Annotated in this window: 9 protein-coding genes; 5 read left to right on the top strand and 4 right to left on the bottom strand. The window is 59.4% G+C overall.

Annotation, left to right across the window (positions count from 1 at the left end; genetic code table 11):
- Positions 1–5: 5 nt before the first annotated feature.
- From NTD87_RS08935 to NTD87_RS08925, 3 genes are read left to right on the top strand one after another with little or no spacing between them, the layout of a single operon-like run.
- On the top strand, positions 6–1,130 hold the full coding sequence (locus NTD87_RS08935) for a GNAT family N-acetyltransferase (RefSeq protein WP_262113340.1): 1,125 nt from the start codon (positions 6–8) through the stop codon (positions 1,128–1,130).
- A complete protein-coding gene (locus NTD87_RS08930) occupies positions 1,130–2,911 on the top strand; it encodes a sensor histidine kinase (protein WP_262113338.1) in 1,782 nt (593 codons plus the stop codon). Before NTD87_RS08935 ends, NTD87_RS08930 begins: the two co-directional genes overlap by 1 nt.
- Entirely contained in the window at positions 2,901–4,298 is a 1,398-nt protein-coding gene (locus tag NTD87_RS08925) for a sigma-54-dependent transcriptional regulator (RefSeq protein ID WP_262113336.1), read from the top strand. Before NTD87_RS08930 ends, NTD87_RS08925 begins: the two co-directional genes overlap by 11 nt.
- Positions 4,299–4,337: 39 nt before the next feature.
- Here NTD87_RS08925 and NTD87_RS08920 read toward each other — a convergent pair whose 3' ends face one another.
- The 3 genes from NTD87_RS08920 to NTD87_RS08910 all read right to left on the bottom strand — a co-directional run bounded on the left by NTD87_RS08920 (position 4,338) and on the right by NTD87_RS08910 (position 7,117).
- The gene (locus NTD87_RS08920) at positions 4,338–5,246 is read right to left on the bottom strand and encodes a hypothetical protein (RefSeq protein WP_262113334.1); all 909 of its coding nucleotides are present in this window, start codon (positions 5,244–5,246) and stop codon (positions 4,338–4,340) included.
- Complete coding sequence (locus tag NTD87_RS08915) at positions 5,243–5,938, bottom strand: hypothetical protein (protein ID WP_262113333.1); 696 nt, start codon at positions 5,936–5,938, stop codon at positions 5,243–5,245. The genes NTD87_RS08920 and NTD87_RS08915 overlap by 4 nt, the downstream gene beginning before the upstream one ends.
- A 144-nt stretch (positions 5,939–6,082) precedes the next feature.
- Complete coding sequence (locus NTD87_RS08910; RefSeq protein ID WP_262113332.1) at positions 6,083–7,117, bottom strand: alpha/beta fold hydrolase; 1,035 nt, start codon at positions 7,115–7,117, stop codon at positions 6,083–6,085.
- A 219-nt stretch (positions 7,118–7,336) separates the two neighbouring features.
- On the opposite strand from NTD87_RS08910, the gene NTD87_RS08905 reads away from it, so the two are divergent.
- Both NTD87_RS08905 and NTD87_RS08900 read left to right on the top strand, forming a co-directional pair.
- Positions 7,337–12,946, top strand: a complete 5,610-nt coding sequence (locus NTD87_RS08905; RefSeq protein WP_262113331.1) for a dermonecrotic toxin domain-containing protein — start codon at positions 7,337–7,339, stop codon at positions 12,944–12,946.
- A 276-nt stretch (positions 12,947–13,222) separates the two neighbouring features.
- Positions 13,223–15,154 carry a hypothetical protein gene (locus NTD87_RS08900; RefSeq protein ID WP_262113329.1) on the top strand — a complete coding sequence of 644 codons (1,932 nt, stop codon included), beginning with the start codon at positions 13,223–13,225 and terminating at the stop codon, positions 15,152–15,154.
- A gap of 136 nt (positions 15,155–15,290) precedes the next feature.
- Here the strand turns inward: NTD87_RS08900 and metE are convergent, their stop codons facing one another.
- Positions 15,291–17,603 carry a 5-methyltetrahydropteroyltriglutamate--homocysteine S-methyltransferase gene (gene metE / locus NTD87_RS08895; RefSeq protein WP_262113328.1) on the bottom strand — a complete coding sequence of 771 codons (2,313 nt, stop codon included), beginning with the start codon at positions 17,601–17,603 and terminating at the stop codon, positions 15,291–15,293.
- Positions 17,604–17,709: the final 106 nt, after the last annotated feature.

Genomic DNA, 17,709 nt, shown 5'->3' with positions numbered 1-17,709 from the left:
TTGAAGTGATCACCGCCCGTGCCTTTTCAACCATCGAGGCCATTGAACGCTGCGCCTGGAATGACTGCTTCCCCGGGGAACTGGAGGACTGGGATTACTATCGGGCCGTTGAACAGGCAGGTGTCGCCGACTTCCAGTGGCGTTACCTGGCGCTCTATGAAGGCACTACGTTGATTGCGGCGGCGGCGGCGTTTACCACCCAGTACTCACTCGACACGACGGTGCAGGGCATCGGCAAACGCATCACGCAGCGCTTGCGCCAATGGCTGCCGGGTGTGCTGGATATTCGGCTGTACGCCTTGGGATCGCCAGTGACCGAGCAATGCCACGCAAGCACCGCCAGCCATATCACTGACGAACAGCGTCCGGCGCTGCTGCGTCAGTTATTGATGTTGGCACGCAACGATGCCAACGAGGCGGGTATCGGCCTGTTGGCGGTCAAGGATGCACCCAGCCACGATCAGCAGTGGCTCGACGTCTGCCGCGAGGCCGGACTGCAAACCATGCCCGGTTTACCCAGTGCGATATTGCCGATCGCGTTTGGCTCACTGGATGCTTACCTCGGCACACTCGGCAAGTCCACACGCAAGAACCTGCGCCGCAAAATTCGGGCCCAAGGCCCGCGGATCGAATGGCGACGCTCGGTCGACGATGTGTTGCCACAGATGATGCGCTTGTATGAAGCCACCCTGGCGCGCAGTGATCTGGAGTTCGAACGACTGTCAGCAGAGTACTTCACCAATATCCTCAAGCACCTCGATCAACGCGCCGCGTGCGTGCTGTATTGGGTGGACGAGCAACTGGTGGCGTTCAATCTGGTGTTGCTGGATGAATGTCGGCTGGTCGACAAATTTTTTGCCCACGACCTGGAACAGACCCACGAGTACAACCTGTACTTCAGAAGCTGGCTGGCCAATGTCGACTACTGTATTCAACACAAAATCCCGCTGTATGAGTGCGGTCAGGCTGGCTATGCCAGTAAGCTGCGGCTCGGCTGCAAGTTCGAAGGCAACACGCTGTTTTTTCACCACCGTAACGCGCTGCTCAACGCTTTGCTCAAACTCGTGAAACTGTTTGTCCGACCGGATAAGTCCGACCCTGCCATGGCTGCTGCGATAAGCGAAACCTGATGAACAAAGACCGACGCCGTAAAGCCCTGCCCTTCGCCATCTCCCGCTGGAGTGTCCAACGCAAGCTGGTACTGGCGTTCTGGCTGGTCAGTGTGATCCCGACCATGATTGCCGCCGAACTTGCAGCCACCACGCTGTCGCAGATTTTCGACAGTAACGTGCGGATCTGGCTGCAGGAGTCGACCAAGATCGTCGAGGACGAAATCGGCGAGATCGTGCGCGACAACGCAAGGATCGCACGTTTGTTCCTGCGTTTTACCCGGCCACCGACTGACCGTAAGGCCGCCAGGCACGACAAAATGACCACCGAAATCGCCGATGCCATGGGCATCGACCTGGTGGCGCTGATTCGAATCAGCGACAAGAAAATCGTGTTCAGCACGGCAGACGAAAACATCGTCGAGCAAATCAGCACCGCCCCCAATGCGGTGCTGCAGACGATTAAAATGGGCGGGGTCTCGACCGGTACGGTGGTCTCGACCTTCCGCACCACGCTCGATGGCGTGGACTACCAGATGCTGATAGCGACCTATCTGGACTCCAGCTTCCTGACCAGCGTTGCCGATGTCCACTCCCTGGACTTGCGTCTGTACCTGGCCAACGGCGATACCTTCACCGAGATTTTCTCCAGCCAACGCTTCGAGGATCGTCCGACTCACCTGCCTGACAATATCGAAGAAGCACTGAAACAGACCAAGCAGCCCATCGAGCAATTTACCAACCGCTACAGCGGGCTCTACCGGCCGATCCTCAACAACAGCGGTGAGCTGCAAGGGGTCATTTTCAGCGGCTTGCTGCGCCACAGCAGCCTGGTGGGGCTGGTCAACCAGACCAACCTGTTCCTGGCGATCTTCCTGCTGGGTTCGGCCCTGTCCCTGTGCGTCGGCTGGCTGGTCTCGCAACGCCTGACCCAACCCTTGCGCAATCTCTCCAAAGGCGTACGCGCGGTGATCGACGGTGATTATCGCCAGCGGATACCGGTCACCGGCAGCGATGAACTGGCCGAACTGAGCAGCACCTTCAACCACATGACCGAACGCCTTGGCGAGTTGCAACATCTCGAATCGCAACTGCGCCGTCGCGATCGATTGCACGCGCTCGGTGAAGTGGCCATGGGCCTGGCTCATGAAATCCGCAACCCGCTGGGCATCATCAAAACCGCGACCCAGTTGCTGCACCGTCGCGCCGACCTGCCCGAGACCGACAAACGCCATCTGGAATACGTGGTCAGCGAGGTCAGCCGGATCAACGACCTGATCACCGAATTCCTCGACTTTGCCAAGCCCAGCGCGCCCATGCGTTCCACCCAACTGGTGCGACCGCTGGTCGATGAACTGATCGGATTCTGCGCCCCGGAACTGGCGACTCATAACATCGACGCCCGGATCGAAGACAACGCGCCAGCCGCGACCATGTACGCCGACGCCCGGCAACTCAAACAGGCCTGCCTGAACCTGGTGCTCAATGCCATTGACGCGATGCCCGAGGGCGGGCGCCTGACGCTGGGCATTGCCAGCGACAAGCACTACACCATCATCAGTGTTTCCGACACCGGCCAGGGTATCGAACCCGACATGCTCGAACGGATCTTTACACCGTTCGTCACCACCAAGGCCTCTGGCACCGGTCTTGGGCTGGCAAAAGTCTTCTCGATCATGGAAAACCATGACGGACGGGTCGAATGCGTCAGCGAAAAAGATGCCGGCTCCACCTTCAGCCTGTACATTCCAGCCAACGGTGAAGACGACGACAGCGACGACGAGGACAGTGATGACGCATAACATTCTGGTAGTCGATGACGAGCCCAAGCTCTGCGACTTGTTGGCGTCGGCCCTGAGCCAGAACGACCTCCAGGTGTTCACCGCCAGTAATGGCCTGCACGCGCTCAAGGTGCTGGAACAGGAAGACATTGACCTGGTGATCAGCGACTGGCGCATGCCCGGCATGGATGGCCCGCAGTTGCTCGCGGAAGTCAAAGTGCGCTACCCGCAACTGCCAGTGATCGTCATGACCGCCTACAGCACGGTGAAGAACGCCGTGCAGTCGATGCGCAACGGTGCCTTCGATTACATCGCCAAGCCGTTCGACATCGACGAGCTGGACATCACCGTCAGCAAGGCCCTGCAGTTTCGCGAGATCCTCAAAGAAAACCAGCGCATGCGCGCCGAGCTTGACGAGCACGCGCAGATCGACAGTCTGGTGGGCGACAGTCCGACCTTCCGCCGAGTGCTGCAGGCGGTGGATTCGGTGCGCGAAAGCAACGCGACCATCCTGCTCACCGGCGAAAGCGGCACTGGCAAGGAAATGGTCGCACGGGCCATCCACAAGCACGGCAACCGCGCCGAAAAACCCTTCGTCGCCGTGAACTGCGCGGCAATCCCCGAAGGGTTGCTGGAAAGTGAAATGTTTGGCCATCGCAAAGGCGCATTCACCGGAGCCGTGGCCGACCGGGTCGGGCGCTTCATGCAGGCCGACAAGGGCACGCTGTTTCTCGATGAAGTCGGCGACATGCCGCTGGCCTTGCAGGCAAAAATCCTTCGGGCCTTGCAGGAGCGAGTGATCGAGCCGGTGGGCGACCCCCGCGAGCGCAAAGTCGATGTGCGAGTGATCGCCGCCACCAACAAGAACCTGCTGGAAGCGGTGGCCAACAAAGAGTTTCGCGAAGACCTTTACTACCGCCTCAACGTGTTCCCGATCCCCCTGCCCGCCCTGCGTGAACGGGTCGAAGACATCGCGCCATTGGCCCGGCACTTTGCGCACACCATGGGCGCCACCGCCGGCAAACGCATTAACGGTTTCAGCCCGCAAGCCCTGCAAGCCATGACCCATTATTCGTGGCCGGGGAACATCCGCGAACTGCAAAACTGCGTTGAACGAGCCACCATCGTGGCCTCGGGTGCGGTGATCGAGGAAGACGATCTGCCAGCCTATCTGTTCGCCTCAAGGCACGCCGGCGATGGCGCCAGCGCGATCCTCAGCGAAGGTACGGGTGTACCGTCCGACCTCGATGCCGCACTGGCCGAAGTCGAAAGGAACTACATCCTGGCGGCCCTGCAACAAAGCAATGGCGTGCAAGCCGCCGCCGCGCAACTGATCGGCATCTCCGAGCGCAGCTTCTGGTATCGGCTGAAGAAACTGGGGATTCATGTGGACAAGATCGTGCGCTGAGGAGCATCCCCACGCGTAGCGTGGGAGCGATCTGTCGGGCTACTGCCCGTAAACCTTCTGCAACTGTACGTGTGTCAACGCATCTTCAAACGGCACCGGCACCGACTTCACCGCACCGTAGAGATTGCGATAACGCCAATAGCCACCGTTGTTAGCCAGTTGATAACCGCGCTCGACCACTCGTTGGCCATCGAGCACATAACGCAAGGTTTCCTGGGCCGCTGCGGGCGGTGTCGGCTGCATCAGGTCGGTGGCCAGAACACGCATGGACTCGTCGATGCATTCGTCGAGCACTGCCGTGACCTTTGCCAGCTCAAGATTGCCGTCATCAATGCACTGGCTGCCGCAGCGCCGGATCGGTTGGCTGACCACTTCGATTCGCATGCGATACAGCGCCGAACCCGCAATGTCCTGGACCTGCACCTGATTGATCAGCACAAAACTGCTGCGATCCGGGCCGAGCATCAGTTTGGGTTCGATCAACAAGCGAGCAGTGACCTGCCCCTCTCCCTGCTTGAGCCCGGCCACTTGGGACGCCTGCTGATAGCGCTGTTGCAGACGCTCCTGCAACGGGACGCCGGCGAGCAAGTCGGCCATCGGTAGTGAATCGTTGAGTGCGGTTTTTTCCGCGTCGCGCTGCAAGCTGCCGCTGCCCACCTGGGTGTTGATCAGGCTGGCGACCAACAAACCGGCAAGCCCGGCAGTGTTGCCGGAGTTGCGCAGCAAGTTTTGGCTTGAGGACGCGGCCTTCAGGGCGGCCTTGGAGTCAATCACGGTGCTGGCACCGACAAACGCAGTCGGCAGTTGCACATCGACCTTGAGCCCGTGGGCCTGGACGTAGGGCAACGCACCCTGATCCTTGAAACCCGCCTCGGGGCCCGGTTTCTGCGCACAACCAACCAGCATCAGCAGGGCCAGCGCACTGGCCGCCACGCTCGGATGCTTCATTGCGCGAACGGGGTGATCATTTGTTGACGGCTATTGTCCACGGCCTGGTAGAAGGCGTTGGACAGGTTGGCGTAGGTCGGCTCATCCCACTCGCCCTGGGCCGCTTGCACAGCGACAAAGGGTTTGAACCACAGCAGCTTGTTGTCCGCCAGATCGATCACCATGCCCTGCCCGCCCACCTGCGCCATCGGTACGCTGGTTGGCACGACGCTGTAGTAGCTGCGGGTGGCACCGGTGGCGTAGACATTCACCAGCAACAGACGATCGACGCCGTAGGTGGCCTTGACCGGGGTCATGTCCCGGGTCATGTAGCCTTCGCGGAAACTGGTTTCCTTGTAAATCTTCAGGTCGACCGGCTCGTTGATCCGCTTGGCCTTGTAGCCCTTGGCCTGCAACTTGGCGACGATCACATCCGGCAAGGTGTTGAGGTCGCGCACTTGCCATTTTTCGACGTTGTCACTGAGCTTGCTGTTAACGCCTTTGTTGATGGCGTAATCGAGAAGCCCCTGATTGCCGGTCAACGCCAGCACCGGCTCTGGCACCACGGTGATCGCCACGCCGATGGTCGGCTCTTTGGCACCCCAGAACTGGTTGTCCAGCGGTACTGGAGGCTGTACGTGGGCGCAACCGGTGAGGGTCAGACAGGCGAGCAACGTCAGTGCTGCCCAAGTACGTAGAACGTGAAATGCCATGGATCAAATCCCTATGTTTTAGAACGACGCTGCCTATGTCGGCAGCACCGGCGAAAACCATAGTGGCACATTGATACTTTTTTTGAACTAACCCACTCTCCATGGGCCGGACACGCCGGAAAGTTCGAACGATACACCGTCTGCTCAAAGCAGATTCGGTGCCGCCACCGGATCGATCTGCGCCCAATGCGAGGTGTCTTCTCGATGGGATTGCAGGTACGGCAACACTGCCGCCAGTAACGGCGCCTTGAACGCTTCCTGAAAACGATGGGCCAGCCCCGGAATCAGCTTCAACTGACTGCCCTGGATATGCGCCGCCAGGTGAATCCCATGCATCACCGGCAACAACGGATCGGCGGTGCCGTGCACCACCAGGGTCGGCACCCTTAGCTGGTTGAGCAACGCCACCCGGCTCGGTTCGGCGAGGATCGCCATGATCTGGCGTTTCACGCCGTCGGGGTTGAACGCCCGGTCGTACGCCACCGCCGCCTGATGCAACAGCACCTGGCGATCATCGCGCACCTGCGGGCTGCCCAGCGCCGCCAGCAGATCAGCCTGTTGCTCCAGCGCCACCTCGCGGTTCGGCGCACTGCGCCGTGAGAGCAATTGCACCAGCGCCGCGTTCGGCGCCGGTAGCCCTTCAGCGCCGGAACTGGTCATGATCAGCGTCAGGCTCTCGACCCGCTGCGGCGCCATGGCCGCCATGTGCTGGGCAATCATCCCGCCCATGCTCGCGCCCAGCACATGGAATTGCTCCACGTGCAGCGCATCCATCAGGCCCAGCGCGTCGTCCGCCATATCGGTCAGGCTGTACGGCGCCGCCACCGGCAATCCGAGTTTGTAGCGCAGCACCTCAAAGGTCAGGTTGGCGTTGGCCGGAGCCTGACGCCAGGTCGACAGCCCGACATCGCGGTTGTCATAGCGAATCACCCGGAAACCCTGCTCGCACAGCGCCACCACCACCTCGTCCGGCCAGTGAATCAACTGGCCACCCAGGCCCATCACCAGCAGCAACGCAGGATCGGACGCGCGACCGATGCTCTGGTACGCCAGGCTCACCTGTGGCAGATCGACCCGCTCGGTCGGAACATTGACATCGCAGCGCGACGCCGCCAAAGACGGTAAGCCGAACAGCAGCGCGGCCAGAAAAACCGCAGTTGAAAAAAATCGTACCCGCATGAAAAACACCGAAACGCAGAACCCCAGTAGAGCGCGAGTCTGATGAACTTTGATCAAGCGCGCTGCCACAGTTGCGTGACAGTTTGATGAATGCCGCTCAGCGGTCGATGCGGTAGCGTCGATGCGGTAACTATGTAGCGCCAGACGAAATGGCAAATCACATCCAATGGCTGCGATATCGACGAGGGCAGATCCTCCAACACCTAGAGTCAAGTAGCCATGATCGACAGACAGAACAATGAACACCCCATAGCCATAACTGATTTCAGTCTTGCGCCTCTCACCCTGAGCCAGACGCTGGATGAGGGTCTGTACCTGACGGCATCGACACGCTGGCACGACAGCCGTAAACGAATGCTCGAACTCATGACCGCCACCCTAGGCGTTCGGGCCGCTATCACCCAGTTGCTCAAGCAGCGATGGAACCTGGACGGCGACCGGGTGGGTCTGCTGTTTTTTGCCACGCAAGACCGCTCAACACGCAGAGCCAGCCTGGCCGAGGTCTGCGCCTTTATGCTGCAACACCCGAATCTGGATACCTCACTGACGCCACCCAGCCAGGTCACCGGTATCAGTCAAGGGCACCCATTCTTTTCCACTCCCACCGTCCAACTGCTCGAGCAACTCAAGACCCTGGACCTGAAGCCGTTTCTCAGGGAGCGCTGGGCCGACTATTGGAACGCCCGAGCCCCCGGCACTGCGTTGTCGCGACACGATTTGGCAGCCCAGCTGTATCGCTCTCACTTCGAAGCAGCGGGGCAGTTGGCCTTCGCCGAGGGCGCCTTGAGTGCCGAACAGCTGAAACCGCTGCTGGCGATCATTGATCCACCGGCAGGAGAACGCCAGGTCGCAGGCCAGCGAATTCATGCCGAGCAGTTGGCCTTGAAGCGCAGTGACGGCAGCACCGCAGAGCTTGCCGGGGCGCTGGTGATCAGCCTCGATGGCGCTCCACCGGCCAGTCAACTGCTGTATCTACCCGCGAGCCAACCCGCATTGAAGATGTTCACTCAGCGTACCGAGATGGAAAGCTGGCTGATTGAACATCAACAACAACTCTTCCATGTCGCCAGGACCGACGCCCACAGCGTGATCGACTACACCCGTCAGGGGGCTCCGCTGGACGCTGGCATCACACAATTGCTTTTGCAACGGCACAACGCCCAGATTGAAAGCGTATTCAACGGCAATGGCGGCGACATCGCCGAACGCAGTGCCTATGCCTTGAACAATGCCGACCAACTCGATCGGCAGCGTCGCGAAAATCCGGTTTTCGCCGAACCGCCAACGCTGCCAGCCGAGGTCGTCGTCGATGGGGAAGCCAGCGATGCCTTCACCCCGTTCGGCCTGCTGAATCCCGATATCCCCTTCGGCACGCGCATGAGCTCGCTGGCACAACAGCGCACGGCCATCGAAACCCTGCTCGGCCAGGACGATCAGGACGACCAGAATGCCCCACACCTGCAAACGCTCAAGCAACAACTCGACGCCCTCACGGCGACGGAGCAAGCGAGCAATACGGCTGCGTCTGCATTGCTGGACAGCAGCAACCCGCTGCAGATGCTGGAGCTGCGCCACACGTCGAATGAGCACTACAACGCCCTCTACCACGCCCGGCTGACTGGCCTGCGCTGCGAAGCCGACCTGCAATTGACCCTGAACCAGATCAGCGCCCAGGAGCACCGGATGCTCAACACGCTGCTGGAGACGCCCACACCAACCGATCCGCATCCGGACGTGGTAGCAGCACGATTGACGCTGTCAGCCACCGACGATACCAATGCCAGCACAACCACACAGACTCAAGAGCTCGACGGCGTTCTGCTGTTCACTCACCCGTCTGCACTGCACGCCGACACCTCCCATAGCTTTTTACTGTACTGGCCCGGCCGCTTCGGTGGCTTGCAGCGCTTCGCCTCAAGGCGCGAACTGGAACAGACTCTGTTCAAACTCCCGGCCAATAATACCGCGCAGGCGCTGCACCTGAGCGCGCTGACCAGCGACCCCTTCGCATACGCCCTGCAGAATCAGCTCTACACCTGTGAACAGCAGGCCGCCCGACTGATTGCCGACAACCCGCTGCCGTCCCGTGCCCAACAGCGTGCGGCGGAACTGGAAAAACTGCGTGAACACACCCTCGCTCGACTGACGGTGCCGATACCGGCGGCCCGGGAGCTGGCCTATGCGCAAATCGTCGAGCAAAACCACAGCAGCACACTGGCGCAAAGCCTGCCGCAGTGGCTCACAGCCCTGTCCAACGATCAACGCTCGCGCCTCAAAAACATGTTCAGCACCTACGTCGCAGCCATTAAGCACTCTCATGAGTTGCTCGAACGCGACCTGCCGCCTCGCGATGACTTCTGCAAGAAGCGCATCGACGCGCGCCTGCGTTTGGACTTCTCGCTCAAACAAGGCGTTGAGGTGATGCTGGATCTGCCCGATTCGACCACCTGGAGGAAGGTCGTCATTGAGGGCGCTGCACCGGGCACTCCACAGGAAAATATACTGATCGCCAGTCAAAACCGGAGCCGGCAGTCACTCATCGAACTGGCTCTGGGCAATATCGATCAAGCTCTGTGGTGGCGTTTGTCCTTCATGCAAGTCCAGATCAGCGCCGATGACCAGACAGAACGCAGAACACTCGAAACCGGCGTCACACAAGCCTATTTACGCAAGCTCGTGACTGAGCTTGATCTGGCCGGACAGTATGAAAAGCTGATTCGCCAGGCTTTCTTTGGCTCCTCCGACGCGTCGGCCTTCAGCAACGAACACCGCCGTGAATGTCTGACAGAACCGTGGCGGCTGATGCTCAAACTGCAAGGCGAGTTCGCCCTGCTCAAACGGGATATCGATGCCAACGGCCAGCAGGTGCTGGATATCGCCATCGACGCCAATAGCCGCGAGGCTTATGAGGCCAACGGCAAATGTATCGTGCTGCTGCCGGCGCACCTGAACGTTGGCGGTGCGGATACAGACAATGAAGGGCCCAGCACGTTGACGGGTGTCACGTTCATAGAGGAGCAGATCAGCGGATTGACCCTGCTTTATTTACCCGACAGCCCTGACGGGTTATTTCTGCGCCAGTACGACAACCTTGAGCAGGCGCGAAGGAGCCTGTTCAACCTGTGCCTGAGCACCACCATGGTCAACTACCTGGCAGGGCGCGCGTTGAAAGGCGATTTCGCCAGCCACGTCAGCCGGATCAACCAGGCGCAGCTGAAAAACTTCGATGCCCTGATTGGCACTGGCCTGGCCTGGCCCGCCACCACCTCCCTGGCGGCACACCTGCTCGACGTCCATATGGGCCGTCTGCTGGAAGCCCATCGAAGCACCTCACGCTCCAACGATGCCTTGTACCTGGAGCATTGCGCCCTGAAATCCGGCGCAATGTTCAACTACCTGAAAATGGCCCTGGGCATGGTGCCTTTCGTGGGCACCGGTATTGCCTTGTATGACGCCTGGGGTAGCGCCAATCTGGCAGTCGCCGCCTTCTTGCGCGGCGACGTCGGTCATGGTCTGGCCGAGGTGGAATCGGTGTTGTTGTCATTGATTGACGCGACCATGGACATTCTGCCTGGCGCAGTCGCTACTCCCAGTGCGGCCCGCGCCTTGACCCGCCAACGCCAGTGGGGTGCCTTAGCCAAAAGAGCCGGTGCCTTGCAGACCTCATCAAGACGGCAGGCACTGCGAACCGTCGAGCGTTTTGCCGGTTACGAGTATCAACACGAGATTTCCCTGACGGGCCTGCAACCCGAAACACAGGGCATCTATCGCAATGTTTATCGGCATGCCGACGGCGATTTCATGATCAGCCAGGGGCGTATCTACCAAATTGAATTGAGCGACCAGCCGGCACGCTGGCGTTTGAGCGGCACCCGCACCTGCACCTACAAACAGCCCATCGCCCTCGATGAAGCCGGAAACTGGAACACCCACTACGCCGTGTACGGCACCTTGATAGAAGGAGGTGGTGCCGGCGGCGGTGCGGTGCTCGGGCATTTGGCCGATGGGATGGACCCGATCTGGCCTGCCGCCATTCGCCGCTGGCTACCCCGCTGGTGGACCGATCGAACCTTGCGTCGTCAATTGACCCTGACCAACACCGTCGATGCCTACACCCGGCGACTCGAGACCCAGACCCGCAGCACCAATATCATCCTGGAGCGCTACTACAACAGCGATCAGAGTCAGGGCAAGGCCTTGCAGGCATCGCTGGATGCCGCCTGCGTGAATGACATCGATATCGCGCAGAGCCACTACCAGAACCTGGAAGAGCTGTTGCCATTGAGTCATGGAAGAAAACGCAACCAGATCGAAGACCTTAAAAGCCGCAGTGCCTGGGTTGTGGTTGATCGGACACTGCGTCGGTTCAGCGTGGCCCGAGAACGACTATTGGAACACCTCGACCAGATCGATAACCTCATTGCTCGTTCGGATACCACCCCCATCGAGGAGTTAGGCACGCATTTGCGCCTGCTGGAACAACGCAAGCAGGTTCGCAAGGCCGTTCTGCGGGAGTTTGACAACGCTTATGACGCCGCGGACCAGGTGAGCTTCTGGAACCGTCGCATCACCAATCGGGTACAAAAGTCAAAGGTAGCCGCTGACGTGGCGAAGCTGACAGAGTCTTTCAACGAGGCAAATCGCTACTACCTGAAAACGGCACATATTCTGGAAATCATCAGCCGCTACGATGCAGTCGAGGACATGTCCTGGGTGTATTTTCACGTACAGCTGAAACAGGCCCGTATCAAGGTCGGCCGTGCGCTGTTTACCCAGCACAATCTTGCGCAGGTACGCGCCAGCATGACCCAACGCAACAAGGTGCTCGAAGACTGCCTCACCCTTTATGCCGAGTTCCGCCGTCACTTGAACGCCTGGACCCTGGGCTACCCGCAACATCTGGATCTGGAACAGATCACGCCGTTTCTGGACCACCTGGCAAAAGTCGAGGACTTCGCCCGCCATGCCATCAAGAGTCGCGCTTCCGTTGCCCCTACAGAGGGAGGAACCGGCAAGAAACTCTTTGAAACCGAAGACAACCAATTGCTGATCGGCGTCGAAAGCATAGACGCCAACACCCAGCAAAAGCGTTTCACCATCGAGGGTATCGACGGTCACACAGAAACCTGGTTGCCACGCTCCAGCGGCAAGTATCACCTCAGTGAGCCATCTGCCCCCTCGCAACCGCCTCAACAGACGGATATTCAGCCGTTACTGGCCGAGGCCAGAAAAAGACTCGGTGCCGTCGCGGCCTACAAAAGCAAAGTCGAAGGCTATGCCAGGCAAGACATGCTGCCGGTGGATCTAGAGCACATGATGAGCAGCGAAGCCGCCGAACTGAGCATGCGCGCCCAAGCCATCGAGCGTCTTTCGCCCACGGATCCAGTAGTGCTGCAACTGGGCGAACAGGCACGCGAGCTTGCTCGATCAGGTCGGACCCTGCGGATCGATCAATCGATGAAAAGTAAAACTCCAACTGAAGGCTATCTGGACTATCTGCTTGAACAACAGGTCGTGGACATTCGCAAGGAGGGTGGTCTAAGGGACCTGGGCAAACGCCCGGACGGACGAAGGGATTTTCTGCAGGAGTATGAAGTGCGCGATCTGACGCACCAGCCGGCTCAAACCTTATGGTATGCACACTTTCACTACACCTCGGCCAAGCCTGCGTTCAACGACTTCGTCAAAGGTCACCTGAAATTGCCCGAGCAACGCAACCTGGGCCTGCAATGGCAGCAGGCCCAGGCCAGCAGTGGCGCGCAGGTCGAGTCGATCTGGCGTGGAGACATTGGCAAACCGCTGGGGATCAAACACTTTTCCCAGCTTTGACGACCACAGCGGAGCGCACGAAGCGCTCCGCTGTTCGCCGATTCCCGCAACTGCCGCGCCGCCGCTACCCTGTTCAGCAGCGCCGCTTCGATCTCTGGCCAGGCACGGAGGGAGAACCACTGACAGCGGCGCGTTACCGCTTATCGGAAAGCCTCGTTTACCTGTCAGATATGACAGTAGAAAAAACCTGCACACCGGTGCCCAATCAGGCGACACACGCGTTGAGTGTCTTCAGGGAGGTCAGCGCAACGGTCGTCCAGAACAGGAGCCTCGCTCATGACCAGTCTCTCCGCCAACGCCAACTCCTCAAAGCAAACATTGATATTTTCCACCGATTCAAGTGGTACAGGTGTCCTTGCGGTCTCTCCCCCATTGCTCCTGGGAGGCAAGCCGCTGCCCAATAACGCCGTAGGCGCGAACCGCAACATGGTGAACAGTGATCGCAGAGGGTTACTGTTCTATATCTTTCCGTACCTCAACATGTCCGGTACCGATCATATCAATGTGTATCTGGGTACCCGGCCGACGCCCGTTGCGTCTTTCAATGTGGATGTGTACGTCGACCAACTCGTGCCTTTTTACATTTTAGCCAGCGTTCTTGAACAGATGTACGCAACTCCCACCCCCCTGCCCAACATTCTGCCACTGCACTTCACGGTTGATCGTATCAGCGGAAACCCGGAAAAATCCGATCCACCGCTGCCCCTGCTCTACAAACCTTTCGGCCCCGGCGAACTGGATACCCGCCCCGATTTGCCGAACAATCAGGGGCTGCCGCTGCCAGTGCCATCGGAAACCATCATCGACCAAACGGTGATCAACGACGGCATGTTCGTCACCGTTCCTCAATACGAGCATCAGGCTGTCGGCGATGTGGTTTACCTGGCCGTAGGTCCCTTAATATTGGAGATGACGGTAGCCGCCTTGGGCGATCTACTCTTCGAGCTGACTCCTGCCTTTCTTGCCACGCTTCCCAACACCGACCGCGTATTCATCAGCTACGAAATCGTGGACATCGTGCAGAACGAAAGTGGTTGGTCGACGTCGGTCATGCTCTCACTCAAACCGACGGTCGCCCTGCTGGTGGCCCCCGACGTCAGTGAGGCGGATCAGAGCTACAACGTTGATTACGACTCACTGGCCGGCGCCGGCGCAACAGTGTTCATCACGGGTGTGTTCAACGCCGGTGATATCGTGGTGCTGACACTGGTCCTGTTCACCCTCGCAGGCGACCGGGTGGAGCGCGCGATTACCCGGGACGTGACGGCCGCCACTCGCTTGTTGCTAATCCCCCTGGAGAATGAGTTCGTTCGAAACGGTATTCGCGGCTCAATGATCCTCAGCTACACCCAACAGAGTAGCGTAGCGCTCTACTCCTCCAAGTCCAGAACCATCACCATCAGCGGCCTGGCACTCGCAGCTCCCGCACCTACCGTCACCGAGGCAGTAGCCGGGGTTCTTCCGGCCGATACTCAACTGGCCGAGGTGCTGATTCCCCATTACTGGCCATTGGCCTTGGGGGCAACAGTGCGAATGTCCTGGCAGGTCACCGGGAAAAATGGTGTCGTCCATCTCTACGTCTTCGAGCAGATCATCACTAATATAGCCCTGCCCATTGCCTTTCTGGTGGCGAGTGAATACATCGAACAGTTTGCCGGCAACCCGTTAACCGTTCGGTATGTAATTGAAAACCCGGGCAGCTCAGCGCTGACGTCCGAGTTTCTGACTTTGCAGGTAGGACCGGGAAGCACGGGTTGGGTCGATTCGAACACCGACTTCCAGGACGACACCTACGGCGGATGGGAAAGAGGCTCAGCCGCCGGTGGCTCCTACATCAGGATTTGGAGTGACGGGGTGCGTTTTTTTTACAATCCAAACAATGTGCCGTCGGCAGGAGGGTTGTATTCAGGCGTCGTGCTGCAACAGACGTTCCTGTTTCCCGTCGGGAACTATCGCTTCCGCATCCAGGCGGTCAATCACACCGAGGGGGTACAGGGGCCTGATATCCCGATACTGGCGTTGTACCAGGACCGGACCATTATTGCCTCAGCCGTCAAGTTCGAAATTGGAGGCCCATGGCTGATGATAGAAGGAACATTTACGGTGAATACTCGCCAATCCAGCACCCTGTACGTGATGAGCGAACAGATTAAAGGTAATGGCAATAACTGCGCCATCGGCCAATTGGAAGTTCAGAAAATCGGCTGAGACCATATGCGACGATAGCCATGAACCACCCGCGACCATGACGCCTCTCATCGACACCAGGCGTCATGATCGAATCACAGAACTCCAGACAGCCGACTACCTGAGCAAACAGGGTAGCGTGGATATTTCGTGAAAATCACGCCAGTTGACTACGCAACTGCCGCGCCGCCGCCACCATGTTCACCAGCGCCGCTTCGGTCTCCGGCCAGGCCCGAGTCTTCAAACCGCAGTCCGGGTTGACCCACAGCCGCTCAGCGGGAATGCGTTTGACCGCTTTGCTCATCAACTTGACCATCTCGGCCGTGTCCGGCACCCGTGGCGAGTGGATGTCGTAGACGCCCGGGCCGATGTCGTTCGGGTAGTCGAAGGCCTCGAAGGCTTCCAGTAATTCCATGTCCGAACGCGAGGTTTCGAGGGTGATCACGTCAGCGTCCATGGCCGCGATAGACTGGATCACGTCGTTGAATTCGCTGTAGCACATGTGGGTGTGGATCTGGGTTTCATCGCGAACACCCGAGGCGCTCAAGCGGAACGCCTCCACCGCCCAGTCCAGGTATTCCTGCCATTGCGCCCGGCGTAGCGGCAAGCCTTCGCGGAACGCGGCTTCGTCGATCTGGACGATTTTGATCCCGGCATTTTCCAGATCGACCACCTCGTCACGCAGGGCCAGCGCCAACTGTTGCGCCTGGACTTTGCGCGACACATCTTCACGCGGGAACGACCACATCAGCATGGTCACGGGACCGGTGAGCATGCCCTTCATGACTTTGTCGGTCAGGCTCTGAGCGTAGGTGATCCAGTCAACAGTCATGGCTTTCGGACGGCTAAGATCGCCGTAAATGATTGCCGGTTTCACACAACGCGAACCGTAGCTCTGAACCCAGCCAAAGCGCGTGAACAGGTAGCCGTCGAGCTGCTCGGCAAAGTATTCGACCATGTCGTTGCGCTCGGCTTCACCGTGCACCAGCACGTCAAGGCCCAAGCGCTCCTGGATTTGCACCGCGTGGCGGATTTCACTGTGCATGGCGTCGGTGTAATCGTTGACCGAGAGTTTGCCCTGCTTGAACGACTGGCGCGCCAGACGGATCGATGCGGTCTGCGGGAACGAGCCGATGGTGGTGGTCGGGAAGGCCGGCAGTTTCAGGCGCGCACGTTGCAATTCGATACGCTGGGCAAACGCTGAGTGACGTTGGCTGTCGGTGTCGCGAATAACCTTGATGCGTGCCTGGACTTCGGCCTTGTGGATGCGTGGCGACTGCGCCCGGCTGGCTTGCACAGCACGGCTGTGAGCCAATGCTGCTTTAACCTTCAGCGACTGCGGATCGTTCAGGGCATCACGCAGCACGGCGATTTCCCCGCACTTCTGAACCGCAAACGCCAGCCAGCTCTTCAGCTCGGCGTCGAGTGTGTCTTCACGGTCCAGGTCCACCGGGCTGTGCAGCAACGAGCACGAACTGCTGACCCACAGGTTGTCGCCGTAACGCTCTTGCGCCGGTTTCAGTTGCGCCAGCGCCTGTTCCAGCTCGCAGCGCCAGACGTTGCGGCCGTTGACCAGGCCCACCGACAGCACTTTGTAGGTCGGCAGGCGATCGAGTACCTGACTCAGTTGTTCTGGCGCGCGCACCGCGTCGATGTGCAGACCGTCCACCGGCAGGCTCACGGCCAGCCCAAGGTTGTCTGCAAGACCACTGAAGTAGGTGGCCACCAGTTTCTTCAGCGGCGAATACTGAAGGATGTGGTAGGCGCGCTCGAAGGCGTTTTTCCAGGCTTGCGGCAAGTCGAGGGTCAGGATCGGTTCGTCGATCTGCACCCATTCCACGCCTTGGGCCTTGAGGCGATTGAGGATCTCGCCGTACAGCGGCAGCAGGCGTTCGAGCAGGTCGAGCTTGTCGAAGTCGTTGCCTTTAGTCTTGCCCAGCCACAGATAGGTCAGCGGGCCAATGATCACCGGCTTGACGTTGTGACCGAGGGCGCGGGCTTCGTCGACTTCGTCAAACAGCTGCTCCCAACTCAACGTGAACGACTGGTCAACGCGCAATTCCGGGACCAGGTAGTGATAGTTGGTGTCGAACCACTTGGTCAGTTCCTGCGCATATTGCGCCTTGGCAGGCTCACCGCCGCAGCACACCGCACTGGCGCCACGGGCCATGGCGAACAGCGTGTCGAGGCTCGGCTGGCCCTGAGCATCCCGGGCGCTGTCGAAGCGCTCGGGGATCACGCCGAAGGTCAGCGAATGCGTCAGCACCTGGTCGTACCAGGCAAAGTCGCCCACGGGCAGCAGGTCGATGCCGGCATCTTTCTGCACTTGCCAGTGCTTGGCCCGCAGTTCGCGGCCGACCGCTTGCAACGCCGACTGATCGAGGTCGCCCTTCCAATAGGATTCCAGGGCTTTTTTCAGTTCGCGGTCTGCGCCAATGCGTGGAAAACCGAGTGTGTGGGCCAAGGCCATGGTGTGTTTCTCCCTGTATTAGATGGCCCTATTGTCGACAGCCAACCCAACATGAGACAAACTCAACCTTTTCGTGTTGATCACAAAATTTACTCATGGAGACCCC

Source organism: Pseudomonas sp. 6D_7.1_Bac1, assembly GCF_025465945.1.
Classification (GTDB): domain Bacteria; phylum Pseudomonadota; class Gammaproteobacteria; order Pseudomonadales; family Pseudomonadaceae; genus Aquipseudomonas.
The sequence above is the reverse complement of the archived record's forward strand: the minus strand, read 5'-3'. Positions and strand labels throughout refer to the sequence as shown.

Excerpts from the sequence above, each read along its gene's own strand:
- NTD87_RS08925 (WP_262113336.1), top strand. The coding sequence starts at position 2,901 with ATGACGCATAACATTCTGGTAGTCGATGACGAGCCCAAGCTCTGCGAC.
- NTD87_RS08900 (WP_262113329.1), top strand. The coding sequence starts at position 13,223 with ATGACCAGTCTCTCCGCCAACGCCAACTCCTCAAAGCAAACATTGATA.
- metE (WP_262113328.1), bottom strand. The coding sequence starts at position 17,603 with ATGGCCTTGGCCCACACACTCGGTTTTCCACGCATTGGCGCAGACCGC.
- NTD87_RS08905 (WP_262113331.1), top strand. The coding sequence starts at position 7,337 with ATGATCGACAGACAGAACAATGAACACCCCATAGCCATAACTGATTTC.
- NTD87_RS08930 (WP_262113338.1), top strand. The coding sequence starts at position 1,130 with ATGAACAAAGACCGACGCCGTAAAGCCCTGCCCTTCGCCATCTCCCGC.
- NTD87_RS08915 (WP_262113333.1), bottom strand. The coding sequence starts at position 5,938 with ATGGCATTTCACGTTCTACGTACTTGGGCAGCACTGACGTTGCTCGCC.
- NTD87_RS08910 (WP_262113332.1), bottom strand. The coding sequence starts at position 7,117 with ATGCGGGTACGATTTTTTTCAACTGCGGTTTTTCTGGCCGCGCTGCTG.
- NTD87_RS08920 (WP_262113334.1), bottom strand. The coding sequence starts at position 5,246 with ATGAAGCATCCGAGCGTGGCGGCCAGTGCGCTGGCCCTGCTGATGCTG.